12 protein-coding genes and 1 other RNA gene are annotated in these 11,621 nt (G+C 50.1%); 2 read left to right on the forward strand and 11 right to left on the reverse strand.

Annotation, left to right across the window (positions count from 1 at the left end; genetic code table 11):
- The 3 genes from dnaX to ACR0P9_RS02705 form a co-directional block, all read right to left on the reverse strand.
- The coding region (gene dnaX, locus ACR0P9_RS02695; RefSeq protein ID WP_432617310.1) for a DNA polymerase III subunit gamma/tau at positions 1-1,080 on the reverse strand (1,080 nt) is incomplete at its 3' end.
- Between the two features lie 88 nt (positions 1,081-1,168).
- An RNA gene (gene ffs, locus ACR0P9_RS02700) (signal recognition particle sRNA large type) lies at positions 1,169-1,435 on the reverse strand.
- A 93-nt stretch (positions 1,436-1,528) separates the two neighbouring features.
- A complete protein-coding gene (locus tag ACR0P9_RS02705) occupies positions 1,529-3,994 on the reverse strand; it encodes a transglycosylase domain-containing protein (protein ID WP_432617311.1) in 2,466 nt (821 codons plus the stop codon).
- A gap of 198 nt (positions 3,995-4,192) precedes the next feature.
- Here ACR0P9_RS02705 and ACR0P9_RS02710 point away from each other — a divergent pair, with 198 nt between their 5' ends.
- A complete protein-coding gene (locus ACR0P9_RS02710) occupies positions 4,193-4,513 on the forward strand; it encodes a hypothetical protein (protein ID WP_432617312.1) in 321 nt (106 codons plus the stop codon).
- Positions 4,514-4,548: 35 nt separating this feature from the next.
- Here the strand turns inward: ACR0P9_RS02710 and ACR0P9_RS02715 are convergent, their stop codons facing one another.
- From ACR0P9_RS02715 to ACR0P9_RS02740, 6 genes are all read right to left on the reverse strand, one after another.
- Positions 4,549-5,106 (reverse strand): inorganic diphosphatase, encoded by a 558-nt coding sequence (locus ACR0P9_RS02715; RefSeq protein WP_432617313.1) that lies wholly within the window; start codon positions 5,104-5,106, stop codon positions 4,549-4,551.
- Positions 5,107-5,168: 62 nt separating this feature from the next.
- Entirely contained in the window at positions 5,169-6,605 is a 1,437-nt protein-coding gene (locus tag ACR0P9_RS02720; RefSeq protein WP_432617314.1) for a phage tail tip lysozyme, read from the reverse strand.
- A gap of 159 nt (positions 6,606-6,764) precedes the next feature.
- Positions 6,765-7,328, reverse strand: coding sequence for a DUF3793 family protein (locus ACR0P9_RS02725; RefSeq protein WP_432617315.1), 564 nt, complete (start codon positions 7,326-7,328; stop codon positions 6,765-6,767).
- A gap of 227 nt (positions 7,329-7,555) precedes the next feature.
- Entirely contained in the window at positions 7,556-8,143 is a 588-nt protein-coding gene (locus ACR0P9_RS02730) for a haloacid dehalogenase-like hydrolase (protein ID WP_432617316.1), read from the reverse strand.
- A gap of 7 nt (positions 8,144-8,150) precedes the next feature.
- A complete protein-coding gene (locus ACR0P9_RS02735; protein ID WP_432617317.1) occupies positions 8,151-9,023 on the reverse strand; it encodes a DegV family protein in 873 nt (290 codons plus the stop codon).
- A 15-nt stretch (positions 9,024-9,038) separates the two neighbouring features.
- Positions 9,039-9,407 carry a VOC family protein gene (locus ACR0P9_RS02740; RefSeq protein ID WP_432617318.1) on the reverse strand — a complete coding sequence of 123 codons (369 nt, stop codon included), beginning with the start codon at positions 9,405-9,407 and terminating at the stop codon, positions 9,039-9,041.
- 216 nt (positions 9,408-9,623) lie between these two features.
- On the opposite strand from ACR0P9_RS02740, the gene tagD reads away from it, so the two are divergent.
- Positions 9,624-10,019, forward strand: a complete 396-nt coding sequence (gene tagD / locus ACR0P9_RS02745) for a glycerol-3-phosphate cytidylyltransferase (protein ID WP_216470575.1) — start codon at positions 9,624-9,626, stop codon at positions 10,017-10,019.
- 34 nt (positions 10,020-10,053) lie between these two features.
- Here the strand turns inward: tagD and ACR0P9_RS02750 are convergent, their stop codons facing one another.
- Together ACR0P9_RS02750 and ACR0P9_RS02755 are read right to left on the reverse strand one after the other, a co-directional pair.
- Complete coding sequence (locus ACR0P9_RS02750) at positions 10,054-11,253, reverse strand: cofactor-independent phosphoglycerate mutase (protein WP_432617319.1); 1,200 nt, start codon at positions 11,251-11,253, stop codon at positions 10,054-10,056.
- Positions 11,254-11,371: 118 nt separating this feature from the next.
- A complete protein-coding gene (locus ACR0P9_RS02755; RefSeq protein ID WP_087018589.1) occupies positions 11,372-11,575 on the reverse strand; it encodes a helix-turn-helix transcriptional regulator in 204 nt (67 codons plus the stop codon).
- Between the last annotated feature and the right edge of the window lie 46 nt (positions 11,576-11,621).

Genomic DNA, 11,621 nt, shown 5'->3' on the forward strand with positions numbered 1-11,621 from the left:
CAGCTCACACAGCCGAACCACGCACAGCTCTGCCTCGATCCGGCGGTTTGCCGCATGAGGGATATGCAGCAGCGATTCCTGCAAAATCTTTGTGTATGCCAGCAATCGAGAAGCCGGTACCTGCTGACACAGCTCCTGTACGGTCTGATACGAATATGCCGGAGACAGCAAGGCGGAAATATCGCTTTTGCTCGTCTTGACAAGCAGCATATCGCGGATGAGTCCGAGCAGCTGGTCAAGCACCGCGCCCAACTCTCTGCCCGCAGTGTAGCTCTCTCCGAGCTGTCCCATAGCCGCGGTTAAATCGCCGGACAAAATATGCCGCATCAGCTGTACCGCAGTATCTCCTGCGAGAATACCGACACCGGCAGCCACGCGCTCCTCATCAATCGGTTCGCTGCTGCCTGCTGCGGCGCGGTCGAGAATCGACAGCGCATCACGCAGCGCGCCATCCGCCAAACGAGCAATCATTCGTGCGCCGCTGTCCGTCAGCGGAATAGCTTCTTCTTCTGCGATTTCCTTCAACCGAACCGCAATATCATGCGGCGCAATGCGGCGAAAATCAAACCGCTGGCAACGAGACAAAATCGTTGCCGGTACTTTATTGATCTCCGTGGTAGCGAGAATAAACAGCACATGCTCCGGCGGTTCCTCCAACGTCTTGAGCAGCGCATTGAACGCGCCCTGTGACAGCATATGTACCTCGTCGATGATGTACACGCGCTTTTTGACGGACGCCGGTGTATACCGCACCTCATCGCGAATATCGCGGATGTTATCCACGCCGTTATTGGACGCTGCGTCAATTTCCACAACATCCAAGATGCTGCCGTCCATGATGCCGCGGCACGACGGACATTCGCCGCACGGGTCGCCCGCCTGCAAATTGGTGCAGTTGACTGCCCGCGCCAAAATTTTCGCACAAGTCGTCTTGCCGGTACCGCGCGTTCCGGTGAACAGATAGGCATGGGACAGGCGTCCGCTTTCCAGCTGAGCACGGAGCGTATCCGTGATATGCCGCTGTCCGACGACATCCGCAAATTTCGTCGGCCGCCATTTGCGGTACAAAGCCTGATACATGCAAATCCCTCCCAAAGTTGGAAAAACGGGCAATCGAAATTGCCCGTTTAGATTCCTTCCATCTTGCATGGAACGATGCTCCGCATGACCGCGCCCTCCCGTTGAACCATACGAAATATCTGGTACCCGCGCTCTTGGACTCGGACTCGGCATTCCTGCGGCACACAATGGGTTCTGCTTAATGCTGCTCGGTTCCCCGCCTGACATGGTTCACAGTCCACTGTTGCGAAGGACCGAATCTTCATCATCCTCCAGCACAGGTCAAACAATACACACACAGCCCGCGAAGGAGGCATTCACCCCTGCTATAGCGGATTGCAGGTACAGGACACCGCTACCGTCCCGGCTAGCGCAGCCATGCGGAACATCGTTTTCCCAATGCAAAATTATTATACTATATTCTTCGTCTCAATGCAATGCATTTATTGTGTAATCGGACGAATCTTTTTTATCCAGCCTGATCTTCCCACCAGTCTTGAATCTGTCTGCGAACGTTTTCCGCCATTTCAGTAGACTGCGTAGATACTTCTGTATCGGTATCCGTCTGGGTATCCGTGCTTGTGTCGGTGTCAGAATCGGTATCTCCACTCGTGGTTGTTCCCGTCGTCGTGCTGCGGCGTCTGCGAGAGCTGGAGCTGCCGGAGCTGCTCGAACTGCTGGACGAGCTGCTTCTCTGGAACGAATAATGTCCATTTGGACTGGAAACACGCTGTCCTTCGCCGACCGCTTCATTGTCTCCGCTGAAGCAGTAATATTCATCGGTTACCGTCACGCTGATCGGGAATCGTCTGGTCAGATCCAACAGCGACTGACTGCGGGTACGCCACTGATGCATGGTGCATTCCTCTGTCGGCACATCGTCTTTATAGAACTTGCCGGTTGCCACACGGCTGCCGCGCACATCGGCATAGCAAGCCTTGCTCGGTGCCATACCGCTGTCCAGACAATATTCTGCCTCAACAAAGTCATCTTCATTCGGCTGGTCAAAGCGTTTGTTTTCCTTGTCCTCATGCAACTCGTCCATGACATCTGCCCACAGAGCAACTGCCGGATTCGGCTGCAACGACGGCAGACCATATCCTTCATCGTAACCAAACCAGCACACACCGACATAGTATGGCGTGTAACCAGCGAACCAACGGTCCTTGTTATCGGTCGTCGTACCTGTTTTACCAGCGACATCCATGCCGCTGATCGCAGCGAGCTTACCGGTACCATTTTCCACGGCGTTGGTCAGCAGGTCATTGACATAATACGGGGTGGATTCCGGATTTTCAAATACCTGTGTCGGCTTGTTGTCCTCATTGGAGAGAATCGTCTCGCCGTTTGCATCCACTACCTTGGTATAGCTGATAGCGGTCGAATATTCACCGTAATTTGCCAGAGCGGTATAGCCCTGTGCCATCTCGCGCACCGTCACACCGTCGGTCAGACCGCCCAGTGCCATCGGCGCATAGTCAATATCGCTCTTGCTCAGCGACTTGAAGCCGAGCTTTTCAGTCAGGAAATTATATGCCGACTGCGGCGTCAGCTTGTCCATGACACCAACGGCAATGGTATTGGTCGAGTCCGCAACCGCCTGCATGATCGTCGTCTGACCCGCATAGGTGCGGTTTTCGTTGCGCGGCCATGCCTTGCCGTCATTGTTAAAGAGCGGCATATCGGTCAGCACGGAATACGGTGTAATTAGTCCCTGATCCAGCGCCGGCGCATACGTTGCCAGCGGCTTGAGGGAAGAACCCGGCGAACGCTTGGACTGCGTTGCGCGGTTGAGCACGAGACTTTCGGTCTTTTCGCCGCGTCCGCCGACAACACCGAGAATGTGTCCGGTCTTCGGGTCGACAACCATCATTGCCGCCTGCGGCTTAGAACCATCTTCCGAAATACGCGGGAAGTTGCTGCTGTCCTCGAAGACGCTCTCCATCGTGTCCTGTACATTCTTGTCTACCGTTGCATAGATAGACAGTCCGCCGCTCGTTACGAGAGAACGCGCATAGGTCTCAGAATATCCGAGCTGGCTCTGCAAATCGTTGATGACATCGGTAATAACCATGTCCGTAAAGTACGAATACGCCTTTTTCTGCTGCTGTCCAGAGGTATTCTCCTGATAATTCAGCGGTTCATTGACTGCCTGATTGTATTCGCTCTTGGAAATATAGCCCTGCTCATACATCTTGTACAGAACAGCCTTCTGGCGTTCCTTGGCAGCATCCGGATACTTAAACGGATTGTACGCCGCCGGATTCTGTGTCAGACCGGCAATCAGTGCACACTCCGCCAAATCCAGCTGGTCAACTGGCTTATTGAAGTACGTCTTGGATGCGGTCTGTACACCATATGCATTCTTGCCAAAGTAAATGATATTCATGTACAGCTCAAGAATGGTATCTTTATCGTTGACCTTTTGTTCCAGCGACAGCGCACGCATAATCTCTGTTACCTTGCGCTTAACGGAATAGTCATTGTCTTCGGTCATGTTCTTGACCAGCTGCTGGGTAATCGTCGAGCCGCCATAGCTATTGCCGCTCGGCAAGATCCAATGCACCGCTGCTCCGAGGGTTCGCTTCCAGTCCACGCCCTTATGGTCGTAAAAGCGTTGGTCTTCAATGGACACAAAGGCTTCGGAGAGGTAGTCCGGAATATTGTCTTTGCTCACCCATTCACGATTTTCTTCACTGGCGAGCTTTTGCAGGGTTTGCTGCTGGCCATCTTCATCGTTGTAATAAATAACGCTGTTGAACTTCATCGACAGACCATTGACATCCAAATCTGCCTCCGGCTTGATGACAAGATTTAAATACAGGACAAATGCGACCATGCACATTGCCGCTGTCGTCATGCCGATCAAAAACAACGTCAGTAGAACAAAGCCGATCTTGCCAGCCTTGCTTTTTTTCCTGCGTTTGTTTGCCAAGTTGATTTCCTCCTGTTGTCGTTCACGGCTATTTGAAACATAGTTGTTCATATTATACCACAATTTACCTAAAAATCTACCCAAAGTTCCATTCTGCCAGTATATTCCTTAAATTTTCGGAAAAACTGTGAGAAATGGAACAAGATTTTTGGTGAATTCTTCTGCTTTTTTAGAAAAAGGATAGGTGGGAACACGCTTATGAAAAAAATTGTCGCCGTATTGTCCGTTACCTGTGCGGTTTTATTGGGGCTGCTGCTGTGGCAGATCGTCAAAACATCCAATTCTGACACATCAAATGCTATTTCATCCCAGCAGCAAGAAGACGCCCCGCTGTATCTCGTCCGCGCACAAAAAAATGGCACGCTCGCCATCTATCCGTATGGCTCAGACACTGCCATCACCGTGACAGACATTCGCCTGTCGTCTTTGCGCGAATATGACCAAGCTCTGATGCAGCGCGGCTTTCCCCTGTACTCCGAGGAAGACTTGACGTCTTTTTTGGAAGACTTCGACAGCTGACAAAAAGCCGGAGAGATTGCTCTCTCCGGCTTGCATCAGTCATTATCTTCAATTTTGACTGCGCCGCAATATCGCATCAGATATTCCTGCTGACACAGTTCAATATATGCCTCCGCGGCATCCAAGTTATCAAACTCGACAGAGGATGCCGGTTTGCCGACAACCTGCTGGTCATAGCGCAAATATCGCACCAGTGCTTTTCGGTCTGCCGTTGGAATCTCTTCCACCGTCAGGCAAGCACTCCAAAACTCATCAGCGCAAGCGGCAGACAGCAGCATCTTCCGCTGTTCCTCTCCGTCCAAATGGATAGTAATCAATCCGACCGGACGGCAACGCACCAATGTCATCGGCGGCAGCGGCCGCGAACACAAAATCACGGTTTCAATCGGCATACCATCTTCCGTATAGGTACGCGGCAGGTAGCCGGTGTTATTCGGTGCCGCAACATACGGATCACTCAAGTGCTCCAATTGCAGCAATCCTGTGCTGCCTTCAAACGCCAACACAGCAGTAGAGCCCATGCTGTTCGCCGTGAAAACGGTATATTCTTCCTTTCGGATCAGATCCGGATGCATATCATGCCAAATATTCATACAAATCCCTCCATTCCACGGTAGCATGTACATCTGTACTTAGTATACCACACAACCGGCTGTCAGCCAAGGTATTTATACAGATGATATGCGGTCTCGCTGCGCAGTGCCGACTGCTGCGGATGATAACCGTCTGCTCCTTCGAGCGAGATATAGCCAAGCAAGCCCTTGCTGTTCGCCCACTTGACGGCATTCTGTGCCCAAGCGCTGACCTGATTGACATCCGCATCATTCGGCATACTGCCACCCGCAGGTCTGCCCGCATGGTTATACAGCACAACCGCCAGCTGTTCGTGGGTCAATGCTTCATTCGGAGCAAATGTTGTGCTGCTCATGCCAGCCATGACATTGTTTTGATATGCCCAGCGAACTGCATTATAATACCACGCGTTTGCAGGGACATCCTGAAAAGAAACGGTACCGGATACCGTCGGGCTTCCCGCATAAGCATACAGAATCTGCGCAATCATTGCACGAGTCAGTGCGATATTGGGGTCAAATGTCGTCTTGCTGGTGCCATTCATCAGCTTCTTATCGTAGACAAACTGTACCGCATCGCGATACCATGCCGAGCTGCTGACATCCGTGAACACCGAGCTGACCGAATTGCTCCCTGTATTGCTGAATTCCGGCCAATATGTATTCTTTGCCACATTGCCGCGCGATTTTGCCACGCTCTCGCGGTTTGCCGGCACTTCATAATAATAGCACCAGTAATAGCCCGCATTGTAGGCATTGTCCACCGATGCCGTATACGTCAGCATCTTATTATTGATGGTCTTGCCGTTATATAAATAGGTATCATTGTTGGCTGACAATTCTTTTTTTAGGTAATACAGCTGACCTGTCAGCGTGGTATAATCGTAGCCATTTTGACTGCACCAGTTTTTGAGTGCTGTGAAGCGGGAATTGTGCCACTGACAAATGCCATAGCTTGTTCCTTTATCTCCATAGCAATGCGGATTGAAATCGGATTCCGCCTGAATATTGGCGAGCACACCGCAGGCAGCCGCAGAAGAATAGCTCATATTGTTGACAAGGAACTGAAAGATCGTCGTTGCATTGGCACCGGACGCCTTGGCTTGTTTGGAACGAACACCCTGTGCATCAGAAACCGTCATATCTGTGCGCTGCGCCAGAATATACGGCACTTCGGTTTCCGGTGCAATATCATAAGTATTGGTATCCCACTGCGGAACAAAGGTATAGTAAAAATCATCGGTATTGGCGTAATCCGCCTGTGTTGTCCAGGTAACTGGAAGCTGCTGTGTGCCGACCTCCGTTGACACGGAGACCGTCCGCGGCATTTGCGCTGTCAACTGGCTTATATCATCTCCAAGCGAAAAGGATACCTCTCCAATTTCCTGTCCCGCCTGTGTAAAGCCCACAATTTGTTGTTTTTCCGGTGCTGCATCCGCCGCAAACGCCATCGATTGCAGGATGCTAACCGTCAGCACGGATGCCAACACACCGGCACCCAGTCGTTTCCCCTGTCTCATGTGATTCTCCTCTCCATATTCTGACAAATCGTATGTCCATTCGTTTCCTCGAACGGTTTTATCGTATCATACTTTCCGATTTTTGTAAACACTTTGTAACTTTTTCTTCGCACAAAAGAATCCTCCGCAATCATAGCGGAGGATTCATACACACGCCTCTCATGCCGCAGCAATCAATCGAATCAGCGGCACGCCCTTCTCATACATGTGCTGATAGCACGCAGTGCATTTTTTATAGGAATCAAAGGTTTGCTGTGCCTCTTTGGCATCTCCATAGCTTTTCCAGCACCCGCTGCAAGAATAATTCTGTCCTTTGTTGCAGATAAATCCCACGACATCGCGCAGCGGATAGCCGAGAAAAATGCCGATTTCATGCGGAAAGTCCGCTCTCAAGCACAATCTCCGTGCCAATTGGCAAATTACCGATTCCATATCTCCCGACAAATCATAGCCGCATTTCTGCAAAAAGACGCAGACATCTTTGCGCTGGATTTCCCGGCAGATCCAATCCCACCGGCACACATAAATCAAACAGCTCTTTGTCTTGTGACACCACTTCATCACGCGGATACGCAGACCAAATGACTTCAATTTTTCATTCCATTCGCAAATCGATTGAAACAACTCCGGCGATTCCGGGCAACGGAACAAATTAGCAGGCTTCAGTCCAGCGAGAGTCGGCGCGCACAAATTCACCAGCTGCTGCTCAAATTTCTGTCTCATAGTCATTCACTCCCTGTCCAGTATTCCCGCGTATGCGGCGGCTATACATTAGCTCCTGCTAACTAGTTTTCAAAAAGATTGGCTGGTACAATCCAGCCCGCTTTTATTAGCATTTGCTAATCCTTGTTCAGGATACCAGATTTTATATGCATTGTCAACCCGTGATAACAAATTTATTCAAGAAAAAATGCCCTCCGTATCCAACAGAGAGCATGGTTTGCATTTGCTTATTTTTTCTTCTTTTTGCGTTCCCATTCATCCCAAGCAATCAGCTCATCCCCGCGGACGATCCATGCTTTCTGCGAGATATAGGCGAGCGGAGAATCCGACAGTGAATCCGAATAAAACGTCTCAATCTGCGCGTCTCCGAATTTCTCACGGAACCGGCGGACTTTTTCTTCTCCCCAGCAGTTGATGCCGGTGTATGCACCGGTGTGCGGATCCACGCGCGAGGCCATCAGATGCTGAATGCCCAGCCGCTTGCAGGCGGGACGCAGCAAAAATTCCGGAGAAGCCGAAATAATCACGTCATCTTCCCGCTGCGTATCCTGCGTGTACCAAGACTTGATGTTCTTGATATGGCTGTCCCAAAATGCTTCGACGAGCTTTTCGGTGTTGCCGACGGCACGCAAAAACTGATACATCTGCCGTTTAAACTGCGTTTTATTGATGATTTTTGCCTGATACAGCGCAAAGGCAACCGCCGTGCCCGGCCAGCTGTATATCATCAGCGGTCTGTGCTTCACACAATAGAAATAAAAATCTACCGTGCTGTCCCCGTGATAAATGGTCTGGTCAAAATCGTATACGTTCATCTCTGTTTTATTCTCCCCGCTTGTCTCCATAACAGAACACAGCGACCGTTCCCGGTCCGGCGTGTGCACCGATCACCGTATCCAGCATATGAATTTCCACCTGTTCAACCGCCGTGTGTGAAAGAATATATTCCTTGAGATATTCTGCATCTTCCTGACAGTCACCATGGCTGATGGTTACCGGATACTTTCCGACCTCTTGGATGTGCTTGCTCAGCTGCTTCGCCAGCATTTCCAGTGCCCGTTTTCTGCCGCGCGCTTTTTTCCACACAAGCAGCTTTCCTTCGTCTGACACATACATTACTGGTTTGACAGAAAGCAAGGTTCCCATGACCGCCGAGCTTTTCGGCACGCGGCCGCCGCGATGCAGATACATCAGATCCTCTACGGTAAACCAATGCACGATATGCTTGCGAAATTCCTGTGCCCATTCCACCAGCTGTTCTGCGGTATAGCCTTCGGATTTGCGCTTGGCAGCTTCTCGAATCAGCAGGGTTTGACCGCCCGCCGCTGCCAACGTATCCACACAGTAAATCTCGTTGCTGTATTTTCCCTCCAGCTCTTGTTTCGCCATGCAGCCGGTCTGGTAATTGCCGCTGAGTGCAGACGAAAAACCGAGATATACAACATCCCGTCTGGACTTCAAAATACCTTCAAATACACTGGTAAATGCAGACAGCGGTGCCTGTGCCGTTGTGACAGAGGCTCCCTCTCGCAGCCGCTGATAAAAATCAGAGAACGAAACGGTTTTTCCAAAGTCATCCTCTACCGTGTCATATCCATCTATGGTAAAACTCAACGGAACTGTACAAATCCCGTTTTGATGCAAAAAACGTTCCTCAATATCTAAAACGGAATCTGTAACAATGACATATCCCATGTGTTTTCCTCCGATTTACTTTGCCGGAACGACTTCGATCCAGTAATTATCCGGATCATTGATAAAATAGATGCCCATTGCTGGATTTTCAAAGCAAATACATCCCATTTCCTTATGCTTGGCATGTGCCGCCTCGAAATCATCTACTTCTAACGCCAGATGAAATTCATTCTCACCGAGATTATATGCCTGCGGATGATCCTTTATCCATGTCAGCTCCAAGCGATGTGGTGTCACGCCATCTCCCAAATAAACGATGATAAATTCTCCGCTCTCCGGTGCGATGCGTCCGGTTTCCTTTAACCCCAACGCCTTATCATAAAACGCCAGCGATTCTTCCAGATTTTTTACATTAAAATTATTATGCGCAAAGCGAAACTGCATGATACATTCCTCCTCGTTTTGTCTGTTTTCCCTATCTTTTTCTATTATACGTGCAATTTCACGCTCGCGCAACAGTTTCCGTGAAATCTGCGCATTTTCCTGTAGGGAAAACGATGATTTATTTCTCTTGTTATTTATATTCCTCTATTGTTTTCCGTCTATATAGTATGCTATAATAGGCAAAGACGAACAGCAGAGAAAGGAAAACGGAATATTATGAAGCGTGTGATTACCTACGGAACCTTCGATCTGCTCCACTACGGACATATCAATCTGCTCCGCCGTGCCAAGGCGCTGGGCGATTATCTGATTGTGGCAGTATCCACGGACGAATTTAATTGGAATGAAAAGGGAAAAAAATGCTACTTCTCCTATGAAGAACGCAAGCAGTTAGTAGAAGCGATTCGCTATGTCGATCTGGTTATTCCAGAAGAAAACTGGGATCAGAAGCGATCTGACGTTCATGAATATCATGTCGACACCTTTGTCATCGGCGACGACTGGAAGGGTAAATTTGATTTTCTCGAAGAGGAAGGCTGTGAAGTCGTCTATCTGCCGAGAACGCCGGAAATCTCCAGCACCAAAATCAAAACGGAACTGAACAAGAAGTAAAACCAAAAGAGCGGGCTTTGTAAGCTCGCTCTTTTCATATCTGTAAAAAATGCGCCAGCAACTCGCTGCCGGTTGAAAAATAGCTGCCATTTTGGGCACTTTTCTCATGATACCGCTGGTGCGGACAAAGTATTGGCTGTGTGCTGTCATACAACAGATATGGCACCGGTGTATGCGTGTGTGTGCGGCATCGCACCGGCGTCGCATGATCCGGCAAGACCAACAATCGGAATGCTTCTCCTGCCGCTTGCAGCTCCCGCACCACCGTACCGATCACCTGTTGGTCAATGGACGAAATCGCCTGCATTTTGCGCTGGGCATCGCCTCGATGCCCCATCTCATCCGGCGCTTCAATATGGATAAAGGCAAAATCCGCGCCTTCTCGCAGTGCCTGCACAGCCGCCAGTGCTTTGCCCATAAAATTGGTATGCCATGTGCCGTCTGCACCAGCTACCGGCACATAGCGCAGTCCAATCCCCGCCGCGATGCCGCGCAGCAAATCCGTGGCAGAAATCATCACACCGTTTTTTCCGGTCTGCTCTCTGAAAGACGGCAGCTGTACCGGCGTGCCCGCTCCCCAAAACCACAAGCAATTGGCTTTGTGCAGTCCGCGCGCCTGCCGCGCTTGATTAATGGGATGCTGATGGAGCACCGCATAGCTCTTGCTCATCAGCTCACGCAAATCCGGCTGTTCAGGCAGATATGCGCCAATTGGTTCTCCCAGATGGTCATGCGGCTGGGCAAGCTGTATCCGCTCTCCGCCATGCCAGCACAACAGATGCCGATAGCTTGTTCCGATATAAAACGAAAAAGTAGAATTTTGAAATTCGCGCCGGATAACATCCATCAAAATTGCTGCTTCATCCGTTGTAATCTCATCTGCGCTGTGATCGAGAAGGACACGGCGAAAAAATGCGCTGTTATTTTCCTGTATCGTAATGAGATTTGCACGCAGCATAATGTCATTTTTATCCATACGAACACCAAGCCCCAATGCTTCCAGCGGCGCGCGGCCGGTATAATAGCGTTCGGGCGGATACCCTAAAAGCGAAAGATTGGCGGTGTCGCTGCCGACCGGTACACCATCCGGCACGGTCCGCACGGTTCCGATTTCCGCCCGCTGCGCCAGCGCATCCAGTGCCGGTGTGTATGCCTGTTCCAGTGGCGTCTTGCCATGCCATTCCTCTATCGGCTCATCCGCCATGCCGTCTCCCAGAACAATCAGGTATTTCAACTTTTTCCTCCTTTCCGTCGTATTTTTCTTATCTTTGACCAAATCTATTGACATATATATACATAAAAAATACCGGAACGGCAAGCCGTCCCGGTATCGCGTTTCAGATTTAAATCAATTACTTAGAGTCAGCCGGTGTCTCGTAGAAGCGAACCCAGTCAAAATCCAGTGCTTCAGCAATGCGCATTGCTGTGCCAACCGGCAGGCGGTAGTCGCCCAGCTCAATACGGGTATAATAGCTACGAGCAATATGTGCCTTCTGAGCCGTTACTTCCTGAGTCAGGCCCTTGCTTTTTCTAAGTTCAACTAACCAGTCACGCATAGTAATTCACCTCAAATGAAATATAAAAAACTCTTTAGAAATCAGA

The organism is Butyricicoccus sp. (assembly GCF_050872565.1).
Lineage (GTDB): Bacteria > Bacillota > Clostridia > Oscillospirales > Butyricicoccaceae > Butyricicoccus_A.